Origin of the sequence: Lysinibacillus sp. FSL M8-0337, from assembly GCF_038593855.1 — a bacterium.
Lineage (GTDB): Bacteria > Bacillota > Bacilli > Bacillales_A > Planococcaceae > Lysinibacillus > Lysinibacillus sphaericus_D.
Genome location: NZ_CP151996.1, coordinates 3,392,807 through 3,409,732 on the forward strand (window position 1 = coordinate 3,392,807; position 16,926 = coordinate 3,409,732).

The 16,926-nt window shown below is 39.2% G+C and carries 12 protein-coding genes and 1 other annotated feature; of the genes, 5 read left to right on the forward strand and 7 right to left on the reverse strand.

Going from position 1 to position 16,926, the window contains the following annotated elements:
• Nucleotides 1-311: 311 nt before the first annotated feature.
• A complete protein-coding gene (gene rpsD / locus MKY08_RS16415) occupies nucleotides 312-914 on the forward strand; it encodes a 30S ribosomal protein S4 (RefSeq protein ID WP_024363774.1) in 603 nt (200 codons plus the stop codon).
• 437 nt (nucleotides 915-1,351) lie between these two features.
• Here the strand turns inward: rpsD and MKY08_RS16420 are convergent, their stop codons facing one another.
• Complete coding sequence (locus tag MKY08_RS16420) at nucleotides 1,352-1,669, reverse strand: hypothetical protein (RefSeq protein ID WP_069513782.1); 318 nt, start codon at nucleotides 1,667-1,669, stop codon at nucleotides 1,352-1,354.
• 545 nt (nucleotides 1,670-2,214) lie between these two features.
• On the opposite strand from MKY08_RS16420, the gene MKY08_RS16425 reads away from it, so the two are divergent.
• Both MKY08_RS16425 and MKY08_RS16430 read left to right on the forward strand, forming a co-directional pair.
• Nucleotides 2,215-3,420 carry an iron-containing alcohol dehydrogenase gene (locus MKY08_RS16425; RefSeq protein ID WP_069513784.1) on the forward strand — a complete coding sequence of 402 codons (1,206 nt, stop codon included), beginning with the start codon at nucleotides 2,215-2,217 and terminating at the stop codon, nucleotides 3,418-3,420.
• A gap of 124 nt (nucleotides 3,421-3,544) precedes the next feature.
• Complete coding sequence (locus MKY08_RS16430; protein WP_069513786.1) at nucleotides 3,545-4,354, forward strand: cobalamin-binding protein; 810 nt, start codon at nucleotides 3,545-3,547, stop codon at nucleotides 4,352-4,354.
• 76 nt (nucleotides 4,355-4,430) lie between these two features.
• Here the strand turns inward: MKY08_RS16430 and tyrS are convergent, their stop codons facing one another.
• Nucleotides 4,431-5,699 (reverse strand): tyrosine--tRNA ligase, encoded by a 1,269-nt coding sequence (tyrS, locus tag MKY08_RS16435; RefSeq protein WP_069513788.1) that lies wholly within the window; start codon nucleotides 5,697-5,699, stop codon nucleotides 4,431-4,433.
• A gap of 71 nt (nucleotides 5,700-5,770) precedes the next feature.
• Nucleotides 5,771-5,974, reverse strand: a binding site (T-box leader).
• Between the two features lie 102 nt (nucleotides 5,975-6,076).
• On the opposite strand from tyrS, the gene MKY08_RS16440 reads away from it, so the two are divergent.
• Nucleotides 6,077-9,151, forward strand: coding sequence for a transglycosylase domain-containing protein (locus MKY08_RS16440; RefSeq protein WP_069513790.1), 3,075 nt, complete (start codon nucleotides 6,077-6,079; stop codon nucleotides 9,149-9,151).
• A gap of 91 nt (nucleotides 9,152-9,242) precedes the next feature.
• Nucleotides 9,243-10,124 (forward strand): NAD-dependent epimerase/dehydratase family protein, encoded by an 882-nt coding sequence (locus MKY08_RS16445; protein ID WP_069513792.1) that lies wholly within the window; start codon nucleotides 9,243-9,245, stop codon nucleotides 10,122-10,124.
• A gap of 140 nt (nucleotides 10,125-10,264) precedes the next feature.
• Here MKY08_RS16445 and MKY08_RS16450 read toward each other — a convergent pair whose 3' ends face one another.
• From MKY08_RS16450 to acsA, 5 genes are all read right to left on the reverse strand, one after another.
• Entirely contained in the window at nucleotides 10,265-11,395 is a 1,131-nt protein-coding gene (locus MKY08_RS16450) for an acetylornithine transaminase (RefSeq protein WP_069513794.1), read from the reverse strand.
• Nucleotides 11,396-11,460: 65 nt separating this feature from the next.
• Complete coding sequence (argB, locus tag MKY08_RS16455) at nucleotides 11,461-12,225, reverse strand: acetylglutamate kinase (protein ID WP_069513796.1); 765 nt, start codon at nucleotides 12,223-12,225, stop codon at nucleotides 11,461-11,463.
• Nucleotides 12,188-13,420, reverse strand: coding sequence for a bifunctional glutamate N-acetyltransferase/amino-acid acetyltransferase ArgJ (argJ, locus tag MKY08_RS16460; protein WP_069513798.1), 1,233 nt, complete (start codon nucleotides 13,418-13,420; stop codon nucleotides 12,188-12,190). The genes argB and argJ overlap by 38 nt, the downstream gene beginning before the upstream one ends.
• Before the next feature lie 80 nt (nucleotides 13,421-13,500).
• Nucleotides 13,501-14,535, reverse strand: a complete 1,035-nt coding sequence (gene argC / locus MKY08_RS16465) for an N-acetyl-gamma-glutamyl-phosphate reductase (RefSeq protein WP_069513800.1) — start codon at nucleotides 14,533-14,535, stop codon at nucleotides 13,501-13,503.
• A 233-nt stretch (nucleotides 14,536-14,768) separates the two neighbouring features.
• The gene (acsA, locus tag MKY08_RS16470; protein ID WP_069513989.1) at nucleotides 14,769-16,490 is read right to left on the reverse strand and encodes an acetate--CoA ligase; all 1,722 of its coding nucleotides are present in this window, start codon (nucleotides 16,488-16,490) and stop codon (nucleotides 14,769-14,771) included.
• Nucleotides 16,491-16,926 lie beyond the last annotated feature (436 nt).

The window sequence follows — 16,926 nt, forward strand, 5'->3', positions numbered from 1 at the left end:
CTCAAGGAAATTCCTACTATAGTTCTTTTTAAAAATTGCAATACTAATAATTGACGTCTACGCTCTAAGCAGTTACAATGAAGTTTGTGTAAAATAAACGCAGCAGTGGTATAAGCTTATTACTGTATTTTATTCCTCAATTTTACTGAGTATTACTACACAAAAACTCTCAGTGGCAAAATAGATGGTGTATTGTGTAACCTAACGGCTGCATAGGCGAAAATACATGAAAATAAAATGCGTATAAGAATGGGTACTACTGGTTTTTGTTTTACAACAAAAAAACCAAATTTAAAGGAGGAGACAACAATATGTCTCGTTATACAGGTCCATCTTGGAAATTATCACGTCGTCTTGGTATCTCACTAAGCGGTACTGGTAAAGAAATCGAAAAACGCCCTTACGCACCAGGTCAACACGGCCCGAACCAACGTAAAAAATTATCAGAATACGGTTTACAACTTCAAGAAAAACAAAAACTTCGTCACATGTACGGCATGAACGAACGTCAATTCCGTACGCTATTCGACCGCGCTGGTAAAATGAAAGGTGTTCACGGTGAAAACTTCATGATCCTTCTTGAAACTCGCCTTGACAACTTAGTTTACCGTTTAGGTTTAGCTCGCACTCGTCGTGGAGCTCGTCAATTAGTAAACCACGGTCATATCTTAGTAGACGGCAAACGCGTTGATATCCCATCATTCAGCGTTAAACCAGGTCAAACGATTTCTCTTCGTGAAAAATCTCAAAACCTTGCTGTAGTTACAGAAGCTATCGAAGTAAACAACTTCGTACCTGACTACTTAACTTTTGATGCAGATAAAAAAGAAGGTACATTCACTCGCCTTCCAGAGCGTTCTGAACTATCTGCTGAAATCAACGAAGCATTCATCGTAGAGTTCTACTCTCGTTAATAAACGCTCGTTGCATTTAGCAACACAAAAAGCCCTAGAAACCTTGTTGCAAAGGTTTCTAGGGCTTTTCTTATTTTATCTATTCATGCAATCCGGGTCATGCAATTCGTGCACAAAATAATATTAATTTGGGGCGTTGGAACTAACTGGCGAAACATGTACATAGAAATAGGTGCGTAATAGCATAAGTGTTGCTGCATCAGCGTTTCTATAAAACTAATACTTTGATTGTTCGTGTACCTAGCACTGGATACAACGGTAGATCTCGTTGTATCTGATAATCGCCGAATCTACGTTTAGCAGTAAAAATACAAAGAAGCCGCAAGTCCGATTTCTCTCACTTACGACTTTCTTCCCCACAACCCATTCAATGTTTTTTCATAAATTGAAGTGAATTATCAGAGTTGTTTGCGTGCCTGGCACCGGGATTTCATTTCTTAAAACTTAATTATTGTACTTATTACTTCCTTTTTTACTTCTATTTCTTTAGTACTTACGTATACATTACCCTTCTTCTCAAAAACAATACCATTGCATTCTACAGGTTTTTGACATCTATCAAGTATGTCATAGAACTCTTTTGAAGAACATTCATCACCGTTCACTTTAAAAGTACTACCTTCCCATACCATGAAATAGGCGTCTGCCGTTTTTACAACTATGTCATCCTTTTCTTTTTCATATTGTAAATAATAAATATAATCTATTAACTCATATTCATGTTTCAAAATTTGATATTGTCTTTCCCTAGTCATAAGCCACACCTCCTACCACGATTTACCACATGCTTAATTTAGACTAACATTAATATCTAGCATTTGGTAGTAGCTTTTTTCAATTTCATTATACAAAGGTTGGTGTTTTTCTATTTTATTATAAATAATACGGACATGACTTACTGTTCCATCCTAAATAAAATAAAAAGCACTTATTTTCCCGTACATTAAAATAATAATTATCCCCACACCAAACAACGTAAACACTATTAATATATTAACAATCAAATATCAGTTATTTACTATTCAAGTAAGGTGCAAAATAGAACAGAATACCAAAAAATATATTTTACTTTTATACGATAGCATTTCTTAAAATGTATTTAAATCAACCTTCCTACTCCTTATTATCTTTTACTACCTCAATTCCAAACTTACTTTTTTGTGAAATAATAACAGTGGTAAAATTAACAATTTTAATAAAAATACGTATTGAACTTTCAAAAAAAATAGAATAATATGGATTTCGGAAGGTGGTTCGCCATCATTCAAGCAATAACAATTATTTCAAAGGGGTTGGAAATATGTCAGACGTTCTAAAGCAATTTGTAATGCCAAAAACAAACTTATTTGGACCTGGAGCAATTCAAGAAGTTGGTAAGCGCTTAAATGATTTAGAAGTGAAGAAGACATTAATCGTAACAGATGAGGGCTTACACAAGTTAGGTCTCTCAGAACAAATTGCTAACATCATCACAGCAGCTGGAATTGATGTTGCAATTTTCCCTAAAGCAGAACCAAATCCAACAGATCAAAACATCGAAGATGGAATTGCTGTTTATCATGCAGAAAATTGTGATTCTATCGTATCGCTTGGAGGCGGTAGTGCACATGATGCAGCAAAAGGTATTGGACTTATTGCTTCGAATGGTGGACGCATTCATGATTATGAAGGCGTTGACAAATCAGAAAACCCACTGGTGCCATTAATCGCGATTAATACAACTGCTGGTACAGCAAGCGAAATGACACGTTTTACAATCATCACAGATACTGCTCGGAAAGTAAAAATGGCGATTGTTGACAAACATGTGACACCACTTGTATCGATTAATGACCCTGAGTTAATGATTGGCTTACCTCCAGCTCTAACAGCTGCAACGGGTGTAGATGCATTAACACATGCAATCGAATCGTTTGTATCGACTAATGCAACACCAATTACTGATGCCTGTGCTGAAAAAGTACTTCAGCTAGTGCCTGAATTTTTACCTCGTGCCTACGCAAACGGTGCTGATTTAGAAGCACGTGAGCAAATGGTGTATGCGCAATTTTTAGCGGGTATGGCATTCAATAATGCTTCACTTGGCTATGTACATGCGATTGCTCATCAATTAGGTGGCTTCTACAACTTACCACACGGTGTATGTAATGCGATTTTATTGCCACATGTGTGCCGCTTCAACTTAACAGCACGTACTGAGCGGTTTGCACGCATCGCTGAGTTATTAGGTGAAAATGTTGAAGGGATTAGCAAACGTGATGCTGCTGAAAAAGCAATTACTGCCATTGAAAAATTATCAAAAGATTTAAATATCCCAAGCGGCTTCCGTGAGTTAGGTGCGAAGGATGAAGATATTGAAATTTTAGCTAAAAATGCAATGCTAGACATTTGTGCAGCAACGAATCCTCGTAAAGCTACATTGGAGGACATTAAACAAATTATTACTGCTGCAATGGGGCCTGTAGGAAAACCTACAGAGTCACTTGAAGCGGTTGTACTGTCTTAAAATATTAATAACAATGACGTGTCTCCTGGAGGCACGTCATTTTCTGTGGAACAAAAAACCTTCGCTTATTGTATGTGTGCCTAGTGACAGCTATACTTTTCTTAAAAAGATATGGGGGAAACATATGCGTTTAATTTCCATTTGTCCAAGCAACACAGAGCTTGTTGCTTACTTAGGATTGACCCATCAACTTGTAGGTGTTGATGATTTTTCAGATTGGCCTGCATCTGTGCATGCATTACCAAAGCTTGGTCCCGATTTATCAATTGATATGGATGCATTAGAAGCATTGCAGCCCGATTTAGTACTTGCCTCGTTAAGTGTACCAGGCATGGAGAAAAATATAGAAGCATTACAGGAAAGGAACATTCCCCACATTGTTTTTAATGCCAACTCATTAAACGAAATAGCGCAAGATCTTCTAACACTAGGTGCTGCTTGTGGCGTAACGGAGCACGCCCAAAAAGTTGCAACGGAATATTTACAATTTATTGCCCAGCTTCAAGCGGTGGCACAAACGGTTTCCACTCACCCTACTTTATATTGGGAGTGGTGGCCAAATCCTATTTTCACGCCTGGTCAAGTCAATTGGTTAACCGAAATTAGCAAACTTGCAGGAGGCCAAAATTTATTTCACGATTTTGAGTTAGCGAATGTCCAAACAGAGTGGGAAGAAATTGTTCGACGTAATCCAAATTATATACTGATGGCGTGGGTAGGTGTTGCCTATGAGCGAATTAAACCAGCCCATTTATTAAAACGACCAGGTGCCAGCGAGCTACAAGCGGTTCAAATGCAACAGGTATACGTAATGGAAGAGTGGTTATATTGCCGTCCATCCCCTCGATTAGTGGAAGGTGCACTTAAACTTGCTCAACTGCTACACCCTGAAAGCTATCAGCAAATCACTCTACCTAATTTCTTACACTGCTAAAATAAAAACCTCCCCTCGAACTAAAACATTCGAAGGGAGGTTGAATTGTGTGAAAATTGTTTGAGTGCCTGACACCCTAAACAAATTTGACCATATGGTATTTTTTCTTGCCGCGACGTACAATGCTAAAGGCATCTTCTAAACGATCTTTTGCATCGACGTTGTATTCTAAATCTGTGATTTTTTCACCGTTTACGCTAATGGCACCGTTTGTCACATCTTCACGAGCTTGACGTTTTGAAGATGAAATCCCTGCTTCCACAAGTAAATCTACGATATTTTTTGCCTCTTTAGCCATTTCAATAGAAGGAACATCTTTAAATGCATCCTTCATTTCCTGTGCTGAAAGTGCTTTTAAATCGCCAGAGAATAATGCAGCCGTAATGCGAATAGCTTGGTCTAGCGCTTCCTGACCATGGATTAAGCGTGTCATTTCCTCTGCTAAAGCTTTTTGTGCCTTACGTAAATGAGGTTCCTCTTCCACAGATACAGCTAATGCTTCAATCTCTTCACGTGTTAAGAACGTAAAGATTTTTAAGTATTTAATAACATCCGCATCCGCAGCATTAATCCAGAATTGGTAGAATTCGTACGGAGATGTTTTTTTGCTATCTAACCATACAGCACCACCAGCTGTTTTACCGAATTTTGTACCATCTGCTTTTGTTACTAACGGAATTGTAATACCAAATGCTTTTGTTTCTTCTTCATGTGTTTTACGAATAACTTCTAAACCAGTTGTAATATTGCCCCACTGATCAGAGCCACCCACTTGAATGCGACAATTGTAATTGTTGTACAAGTGATTGTAATCAATACCTTGAATTAATGTATAAGCAAATTCCGTAAATGAGATACCTGAATCAAGACGTGAAGCAATTGTATCTTTTGCTAACATGTAATTAACATTGATTAATTTCCCGTAATCACGTAAAAATTCAATTGTACTAATATTCCCAATCCAATCACGGTTATTAACAAGTTGCGCGCCATTTCCATCTTGTGCAAAATCAAAAATACGCTCTAATTGTCCACGAATGGCTTGCACGTTTTTGTCAATTTGCTCCACTGTTTGAAGCTGACGTTCTTCAGAGCGTCCAGAAGGGTCCCCAATCATTCCTGTTGCTCCACCAACAAGTAAAATTGGACGGTGGCCAGCTTTTTGGAAGCGACGAAGCGTTAATAAAGGGACGATGTGACCGATGTGCATTGAGTCAGCTGTTGGATCTACCCCACAGTATAGAGAAACAGACTGTTCTGCTAGAAGTTTTGCCATGCCCTCAGCATCCGTTTGTTGGTACAACAATCCACGCCATTCTAAATCTTGTAATAATTCGTTTGTCATTGTTTCTTCCTCCTAAATTGTCATCTTTTAGCGTGTAGAAACAAAAAAGTCCCTACACGCAACAAATTGCATGCAGGGACGTTAATAACTAACGCGGTACCACCCAGCTTGAAGATGTCATCCATCTTCCTCTTCATTCAGCCGCCTTTATCGCAGGCGCGCACGTCTAAGCTCCAAGTACGTAATTCGTCTCTACATTATGACCAGCTTTCACCAACCGCTGGCTCTCTAAACAGGGAATATAGACACTACTGCAAACTCTTCATCACTAGAAAACTATAAGCATTATTCTATACGATTCTCTTTCAATGTCAATAACTATGTTCGAGACAATTCATTATATGCTATAATAAACAAGATTTTAGGAGGTCGATACCTTGAAGGATTGGATTGAGAAAATCAATGTAAAGATCGATGCATTTCTCGAACAAAAATGGATGAAGACATTACGTATTTCAGGCAGCGTCGTCTGGAACTTATTTTTACTATTTTTAGTCTTTGCATTGGTAGGCACTGTATTTGTTGGTTCTGTTGGCGCCGGCTATTTTGCCTCACTTGTACAAGAAGAGCCTTTACGTTCGAAAGAAGAGTTACGAAACCTTATCTTCAACTATGAGGAAACAAGTGAAATTTATTTTGCCAACGATATTTATATGGGAAAATTACGTACAGATTTAGAACGTCGTGAAACGTCTCTTAGCGCAGTAGCCCCTGACTTAATTAATGCAGTACTCGCAACGGAAGATGAATATTTCCGTGAACATAATGGGATTGTTCCAAAAGCTGTTATTCGAGGATTGCTGCAAGACGTTACAAACTCTGCCACACAGACAGGTGGCTCTACATTAACACAGCAACTTATTAAAAACCAAGTGTTAACAAATGAAGTTTCCTATGAGCGAAAAGCGAAGGAACTGCTACTTGCCATGCGCTTAGAGCACTTTATGACAAAGGAAGAAATATTAGAGGCGTACTTAAATATTATTCCTTATGGTCGAAATGCAACAGGGCGTAATATCGCAGGTATTGAAACAGCAGCTGAAGGTATTTTTAATGTGAAAGCAAAGGATTTAACGCTTCCTCAAGCCGCTTACATAGCTGGTATTCCTCAGGCACCTTATACTTACACACCATTTACAAATACAGGTGTGCTAAAAAGTGAAGAAGCATTAAAATTAGGCATCGATCGTATGAAAACGGTGCTCTACCGCATGAATGAAGCTGGCTACATTAATGAAAAACAGTATGAAGATGCGCTCGCATATGATATTACAGCAGACTTCCGTACACCAGAAGCACGTCCTGAGGATCGTTATCCATGGTTAACGTTTGAGCTAGAGGAACGAGCAAAAGAAATTATTGCTGAAAAACTAGCCAATGAAGATGGTATTGATTCAGAACGTTTAAAAACGGAAGAAAAATTACAAGAAAAATATTCGATTTTGGCAGACCGAGACATTCGTTCAAAAGGTTATCGTATTTATTCCACTATCAACAAGGATATGTTTGATGCTATGCAAAAAGCAGCCGATAATTTTAAATACTACGGTCAGACATATACGGGTAAAGACAAAGATCCTGTAACAGGTGAGGAAATCGATGTGCAAATGCCTGTTCAAGTTGGTAGTATTTTAATCGAAAATAGCACAGGGCGAATTTTAAGCTTCCTAGGTGGTCGTGATTTTAAAACAAATCAATTAAACCACGCTACTAAAGCTTACCGCTCGAACGGTTCAACTATGAAACCATTACTTGTCTATGCCCCAGCCATTGAATATGGCGTAATTGGTGCAGGAAGTCCATTAGTTGACGTCAAGTTCTCTATTGGCTCTTGGAGTCCTAACAACTATTTGACAAATGATGAGCGTGGCCTTATTCCAGCACGTGAAGCATTAGCTGACTCACAAAACATTTCAGCCCTACGCTTATACTATGATATTTTAAATAGACGTCCTGCTGAATTTTTAGCAAAAATGGACTTCTCACAATTAAAACCTGAAGACTATACAAACCTTGCAACAGGGATTGGCGCTTTACAAAAAGGTACAACTGTTGAAGAAAATACAAATGCGTTTGCAACTTTTGCAAACGGTGGTCAATTTATCGATGCTTATATGATTGAAAAAATCGAAGACCAAGATGGAAATCTTATTTACCAACATAAAGTTGAACCTGTACAAGTGTTTAGCCCTGAGACATCTTATATCGTAACGGATATGTTACGAGATGTTTTAACAAAAGGAACAGGTACAGTTGCAAGAAATACATTAAAATTCTCTTCTGATTTTGCAGCTAAAACAGGTACTTCCCAAAACTATAATGATGTCTGGTTAGTAGGCTATAATCCAAATGTTTCACTTGGTGTATGGATGGGCTACGATAAACAACGCTCACTTTATGCCTTTAATAATACGTATTTACAACCAAGTGTACGTATTAACAAGCTATGGGGTACTTTAATGAATTCTATGTATGATGTAGATCCTAAATTAATTGATGCTCCTTCAAACTTTAAGGCACCAAAAAATGTTGTGACTGCTTCATTCTGTGGTATTTCTGGTCTAGCACCTTCTGCTGCTTGTGCAAATGCAGGATTGGTACGCTCAGATTTATTTAACGCAAAAGTATTTTTACCGTCACGACCTGATGATAGCCTCGCTTCCTCAAGCGTCGTAACGATTAAAGGTAAAACGTATAATGCACATCCAAACACACCAGCAGAATTTGTAAAATCTAGTGGCGCTGGTATTAACCAAGCCTTTATTAAACGGATGTTAGGTAGACTAGGTGGGAACCCTGCAAGCCTACTTCCTAAAAATTCATCACTATCAAATTCATCTGTATCAGCTGTCGACTTCCCAGCAGATGGTAGTCCACCAGCGGCTGTAACAGCATCCATTTCAGGCAATACACTGTCTTGGAGTGGCTCATCTAATGATGTGGTAGGCTATCGAATTTATAATGTAACAAATGGTGGTCACACACTAGTTACTTCAGTGCTAGAAGCAACGCAAAGTATAACCGTCGCAAGCGGACAAGCTTATGTAGTTGTAGCAGTTGACATTACTGGTTTAACTTCACCACAGTCAAATGTTGCGTCAACAGGTGGTAGTGAGACAAAACCAGAAGAAGAGGACAAAGGCGAACAACCAACGACGCCAGAGGTTCCTATTCCACCAGTGAATGGGAATAACGGCAATGGCTCTGGCAATAATGGCTCTAGTTCTGGTGGCAATGGCTCTGGCTCTAACGGCAACGGCTCTAGTGGCAATGGCTCCGGTTCAAGCGGCAACGGCTCTAGTGGCAATGGCTCTGGCTCTAGCGGCAACGGATCTAATGGTAACAATGGTTCCGGCTCTAGTGGCAACGGGTCTAATGGTAACAATGGTTCCGGCTCTACTGGAGGAAATAACGGAGAGACGACACCACCTACAGAACCGCCAACTGAATAATCATTTAGGCTTACTACATTGAAATTTCAATTGTAGTAAGCCTATTTTTTTGTCATTATTAAGAGGACTACTAAACAAAGGGGTAGATAACATGAAAATTCTAGTTTTAGGGGGCACACGCTTTTTCGGTAAAAAATTGGTGGAGCTTTGCCTCGAGAATAACCATGACGTTACGATTTTAACTCGCGGTCAAAGCGGCAATCCTTTCGGAGCACAAGTTCAACAGCTTTCGGTTGATCGCAATGATGTTGAAGCATTGACAAAAGCACTCGCTACTACAACGTGGGATATCGTCTACGATAATATTTGTTACTCTCCAAATGAGGCCCAGAAAATTGCGCAGATCTTACAAAATAAAACTAAAAAGCTCGTCTTTACCTCTACGCTCTCGACGTATGAAGCGGATGGAAAGATGAAATCTGAAACTGATTTTAATCCGTATGACTACGAGATTCGTATGGGCGATAGAGATGATTTCACATACGGTGAAGGCAAACGTCAAGCAGAAGCTGTCCTTTTTAAAGAAGTATCATTTCCAGTTGTCGCTGTACGTTTCCCAATTGTCCTTGGTGAGCATGACTATACTCGTCGCCTACATTTTCATGTTGAGCGCATTTTAAATGGGCAACCAATATCCATTCCAAATATTGAAGCAAAAATGAGTTATATTACCGATGATGAAGCAGCAGCATTTTTATATTTTGCTGGAACTGCACCGATTGAAGGTCCGTATAACGCCACAGCAACAGGTACTATTTCATTACAAGCATTACTTGCACTTATTGAGCAGGAAACTGGAAAAAGAGCCAAAATATCACTAATTGGCGGTGATGAAACATCACAATCACCGTATGGCATTCCAACACATTGGTATATGTCGAATTCAAAAGCAGAAGCAGCTGGCTTCAAATTTAGCCATTTAAACGATTGGCTTCCGAATCTTGTTACAACATTAGTCAAACAACTCCAATAAAATATCTAGTGAATCGTTAGGAAAGCTTCCACAAAACAACTGTCGTAGCGCACAGCAAAGCAAAAAAAGTGTTTGATTGACTGCAGTCAACCTAACACTTTTTTCGGCTTATCTATAGTAGTTTACAAGCCAACTATAGATTATAGTAAAATTGTTTTTAAAATTTGTACAGCTTCGTCAATCTCTGCTTTAGTCACTGTAAGCGGTGGTAAAAGTCGAATGACATTTGGGCCTGCGCCTACCAGTAGTAAACCCTTTTCCTCCGCTGCTGTAATATAAGGTGCTACTTCTGCATCACCGCAACCGATTCCAAGTAATAATCCTTGCCCTTGTACCGTATAACTTGTTGGTAAATTGGCTTGCAATTGCTTCACAAAATATGAAGATAAGTCTTGCACATTTTCTAAAAAACTTGGCTCAAATACATAATCAAGAACCGTTTCCGCAACATGCATTGCTAATGGATTACCACCAAATGTAGTACCATGCGTCCCAGGACCGAATGTGTCATAGAACTCTGCTGTTCCTAACATTCCTCCTACTGGGAATCCTCCGCCTAAGCCTTTTGCTAATGTCACAATATTGGGTTGTAATACGGTTTGCTCATATGCATAGCGCGTTCCTGTTCTTCCGATACCAGTTTGCACCTCATCGACAATTAATAAAATACCTTTGTCTTCGCAAATTTTTGCGATAGCAGCTGCAAATTCAGGCGTGACACTATTCACACCACCTTCACCTTGAATCATCTCCAGCATAATGGCTGCCACAGAATCGTCAACGGTTGCTTCAAGTGCCGCTACATCATTGAATGGAAGTGTTGTAAATTTATCGACAAGTGGTCCAAATCCATTATGTACCTTGCCTTGACCAGTTGCTGACATTGCGCCAAACGTGCGACCATGGAATGATTTTTCAAAAGTAATGATATGATGTTTCCCAGTATGCTTACGTGCTAGTTTGATGGCCGCTTCATTAGCTTCAGCACCACTATTACAGAAAAACGCATACTTCAAATGTGTATCTGCCACTAATTTTTGAGCAACTTTTTCTTGCCCAGGTATATCAAATAAATTCGATATATGCCAAAGTTTTTCACTTTGTTCTTGAATCGCTTTGACAATAGCAGGGTGTGCATGCCCAAGACTAACAACGGCAATGCCGCTTGTGAAATCTAAATATTTTTTGCCACTTGCATCTTCCACAACGGTTCCTTGCCCTTTTACGATTTGTGCACGACGTTTGCCATAGTTTCCAAATAAAGCACTCATTCTATCAGCTCCTCAAGTTATTTTTTTGGACGCCATCTCCACAACATGACGTCCATACCTTCCCCTTACGGCAAAATCGTTGTACCTACTAATGTATCTCCAACAATCTGCACTGATGGAATTCCTGCATTTAGACATTCGATTGCCCCTTGCACTTTAGGAATCATTCCACCGTAAATATGACCTTCCTCAATCCACTGTGTTATTAAAGAAGGCGTTACTTCTGTTTGATAGTCACCTTGAATACGAATACCGGAGACATCCGTAACAAGAAGTAAGCTCTCCGCGCCCACAGCGAGGGCTACTTCACTCGCCACAGTGTCTCCGTTAATATTAAGCGCTTGACCCTTTAGATTCGCTCCAACACACGCGATGACTGGCACAATTCCAGCAGCAATTAATGCTTCTAACAGCGATGTGTTCACGGATTGTATCTCACCTACAAAGCCGTATATGTCCTTGTCTAAAAAGTCTGCTACAAGTAATTGCCCATCAAAGCCATTTAAACCGACTGCCGCAATCCCCGCTGTTGTTAACTCGTGTACCAGTGCAGGATTAACATTCCCGATTAATGTAGACTGGACAACATCCATTGCTGCTTCACTCGTTACGCGAATACCATTTAATGTATGAGATTCAATATCTCGTGCAGCTAGCTCACGATTAATAGCAGGGCCGCCCCCATGTGTAATAATCAGTTCAACGCCACTTTCTTGTAGCTTTTTAAAATTGTCAAAAAAATCGTCATTTAAGCCTTCAAGCGTACTACCGCCTAGCTTAATCACCATGCGTTTACGAGCGGTATGATGCATTGATTTGAACATAGTCATACGTTAAGTCACATCCCCAAGCATGCCCTTTGCCTTCACCTATACCAAGTGACACGTGTATTTTAACTTCATGCATTTTTAAAATTTGGATTAATTCATCTTCTGAAAAGGCAATAGGCTCTCCGTTTTCAACCATTGTTGCGCCACCAATTTGAATGGTAATTTTGTCAGGGTCAACTGTCGCGCCACTATAGCCAACCGCTGCAATAATACGTCCCCAGTTCGCATCGCACCCAAATACAGCTGTTTTAACAAGTGGCGAACCAACTACTGTTTTCGCGATTTTACGTGCCTCATCATCTGAAATAGCACCTTCAACTTCCACCTCAATTAGTTTCGTTGCACCTTCTCCATCTTTTGCGATCATTTTGGCTAAGTCTTGTGCCACGGTTTTTAAGGTATAGTAGAAGTTATGCCAATCAGGGTGTGCTGATGTTAAAGAATCATTGCCAGCTACACCATTTGCCATCACGACGACCGTATCATTTGTCGATGTATCCCCATCCACTGTAATGGCATTAAATGTTAGGTTCGTAATATCTGATAAAGCTGCTTGTAATACATGCGATTCAATATTCGCATCTGTTGTGATAAAACCTAGCATTGTTGCCATATTAGGTTCAATCATTCCCGAACCTTTCGCTACACCTGCAATAATAATCTCTTTGCCATCAATGATTGTGCTATAGCTTGTATTTTTCATAACAGTATCAGTTGTCATAATGGCCTGTGCAAAATCAATTGCACTCTCTAAGCAATCTTTTGGTTGTAGTTGCGATATCCCACTAGCTACTGGCTCCATATTCATAATTTCACCAATTACACCCGTTGAGCACACACCAACTAAATTTGCTGCAATCCCTAACTTTTCAGCAGTTAAAGCTTGCATTGTTTGCGCATCCTTTACACCTTGCTTACCCGTACAAGCATTAGCATTACCAGAGTTGACAATTATTGCCTGCATTTTTTTCGTTGTGTAGACAACTTCTTTCGTAACTTTTAATGGTGCTGCTTGAACCGCATTTGTAGTAAATACGCCAGCTACACTTGCTGGTACGTCACTAACTAAAATAGCTAAATCTTTTTTCTTATGCTTTAATCCACAGTGTAACCCCGCTGCTTTAAATCCTTGAGGCGATACGATGTTTTTACTTGATAATTTTTTCATAACGTTTGTTGACGCTGTTAATGTCATTAACTAATTCCTCCTCAGTTTCAAGAGTGACTGGCACCAAAATAATTCTAAATATTCAAAATCATTTGGGTGACTGGCACTTAAATGAACAATGGCACGACATCTAGGCCTGTTGTTTGTGGTAAATCCAATTGCACATTCATATTTTGAATCGCTTGCCCAGCAGCACCTTTAACTAAATTATCAATAACAGCAACAATGGTTGCTCGATTTGTACGGCTATCAACTTTTACGAAAATATCACAATAGTTAGAGCCCTTCACACGATTTGTAGTAAGGCTATTAATATCTGTTATCACCCGTACAAATGGATGTTTTTCATATGTTGTTTGTAAGCAAGCCACTAATTGTTCCTCTGTGATGCCTGGCATTACAGGTGCGTATGCTGTCGATAAAATACCACGTGTCATTGGAACTAAATGTGTATTAAAAGTAATGGTCGTCTCCACATTAGCAAACATTGAAATGGCTTGCTCAATTTCTGGAATATGTTGATGTGTATTTGTTTTATAAATGGAGAAGCTTTCGTTCACTTCACTAAAGTGCGTTGTTTGCGATGGTTTATTGCCAGCACCAGAAATACCACTTTTCGCATCTATAACGAGATAATTCGGGTCGATCAATTGCGCTTTTAATAAAGGTAATAACGACAGCAGAACAGCTGTTGGATAGCATCCTGGGTTCGCAATAAGAGAGGCATTTTTTACATTATGCGCATTCCACTCTGTTAAGCCATAAACACTTTGCTCAATAATTTCTAGTGGTGCTGCCTTTTTCCCGTACCATTGTTCATAGCTTGCTGGATTCTTTAAACGAAAATCACCTGATAAATCAATTAACTTCGGACCTTTTCCAACTAAAGGTGGTAATAACTCACTTGTCACACCAGAAGGCGTACTTGCAAATACTACATCCAATTTCGATAACGCTTCATAATCTATTTTTTGCAATGGCGAATCTATAATCGTTACTAAATGTCCGAACCTCGAAGAAAAAACGACACCTTCTTCAGAAGATGTAAATAAATCTATCTGTTCAACCGCTGGATGATTATGTAAAAAACGAATTAATTCTAATCCTCCATAACCTGTTGCACCAACAATTCCTACTTTCATTCCACTCACCTCTAAAATAAGTTAAAAATAGTATACGTCTGCATAAATATTAAGTCAACTGAATTTTTATTTAATCCTAGTATTTTCTTAATCTTCTGTTATAAATTACAGTAATACAGAATGGCTACGATAAATTTAGAAAAAAGAAGGTAGGAACTCTTTCATAGTCGAATGAATTCCTACCTTCTATATGTTTTCTGATTGAATAAAAATAAATTACCTATTGCCCCTTCTTAATCTTCCATCGTCGAAAGATCACCAGTTGGTAAATTTAACTCCCATGCCTTCAACACACGTCGCATAATTTTACCACTTCTTGTTTTAGGTAGTTTTTCCTTAAACTCAATTTCACGCGGGGCCGCATGAGCTGATAATCCCCTTTTGACAAACTCGCGAATATTCTCAATTAAAGCATCTGATGGTTCAACACCTTCACGCAAAGATACAAATGCTTTAATAATTTCTCCACGAACAGGGTCTGGTTTTCCAATTACACCTGCTTCAATGACATCTGGATGTTCTAGTAGCTTGCTTTCTACTTCGAATGGTCCTACACGTTCTCCAGCTGTCATAATGACATCATCTACTCGACCTTGGAACCAAAAATATCCTTCATCATCCATATAAGCTGAATCACCCGACACATACCACTCACCTTTTAGGAAGTATGATTCGTATCGCTCAGGATTACCCCAAATTTGACGCATCATCGCAGGCCAACCTCGACGTACCGCTAAATTCCCCATAGTAAATGGTGGTACTTCATTCCCCGCATCATCTACAATTGTCGCATAGACGCCAGGCAATGGTTTCCCCATGGAACCCGGTTTAATATCCATACTTGGATAGTTACAAATCATATGCGCGCCGGTTTCGGTCATCCACCACGTATCATGAATACGATGCCCTAATTCGTCACATCCCCAACGTATCACTTCAGGGTTAAGAGGTTCTCCAACAGACAATACATGGCGTAATGATGACAAATCATAATTTTCTAACATTCCACTACCAGCCCCCATTAACATACGGAAAGCTGTTGGCGCACTATACCAAACTGTAACACTGTAATCCTCGATTGCTTGATACCATGCTTGTGGTGAGAAGCGACCACCCACAATCAGCATTGTCACACCATTTAACCATGGACCAAAAATGCCATAGGATGTCCCCGTTACCCAACCTGGATCTGCTGTACACCAATAAATATCACGGTCGCCTAAATCTAGTACCCATTGTGTAGATTGATAGTGCTGAATCATTGCATTGTGCACGTGTAACACGCCTTTTGGAGCACCTGTCGAGCCAGAAGTATAATGCAAAATCATACCGTCTTCTCGGTCCATCCACTCAATGTCAAATGTAGAAGCAGCCTCTTTCATCCGTTTATTAAAATCTAAAATTTGCGGTGTTTCTTCTATATCAGACCCTATTAAAAATACATGTTGCAAGTTAGGAAGTTTATCTAACGGTACTCGACCCAGTAATTCAGGCGTTGTAACTAACACTTTTGCATCGCTATCTGAAAGACGGTCATATACCGCTCCTTCCATGAATGCTTCGAATAGAGGCCCTACAATAACCCCCATTTTTAATGCGCCTAATAAAGAAAAGTAAAGCTCTGGTGAACGCGGCATAAAAATAAATAAACGATCGCCTTTTTCTAAGTTTGTCGCAGATTTAAAAACATTGGCAGCTTTGTTTGTCAGCCTTTTCATTTCATTAAAAGAATAGGCTTCTTTGCGTTTTCCATCCGTGTAATACAGTGCGGCTTTATTTTTTCTAGACGTTTCTGTATGGCGATCAATAGCCTCATAAGCCATGTTTACTAATCCTGTTTTATGCCAACTAAATGCCTTTTCAGTTTCAGCCCAATCATGATTCGCTGCTGCCTCCTCATAATTTGGCAAATTATAGTGCCCTGGTATTGCTTTCAATTTCTCCATTGTTTTCATCCCCATGAAATTACCCCTTTCTTTTTTTGCTTTAGTCCATTCGTAAGCAAATTTCAAATCGCACTCACGATACCCTTGGCAATTACGCCTTGACGTAAGCGTAGCTGCCTGTCACATCGTTCGCACTTTGCTTGCGTGCAATATAATTTCCCTTGAAGTCTCTTATAAAGGATAAAAAGAGAGCCTCCATCCCCATATGGAAAATTAAATTTAAATAATGGCAATTGAAACAATTTCGCCATATAAAACAGCTACTGAATGCTATTAAAATTCGCCACTTTCTCCAAAGACAAATACGTTATGTAGCAATTGTTATAGAACAGTTTATGCGCTATAAATATGAACAATGCTTACAATACAACATTCATCTGTTAAATAACAGTTGCAATATACATCTATTTTACACGAATTTTTCAATAATGTCTCAATATTTTTA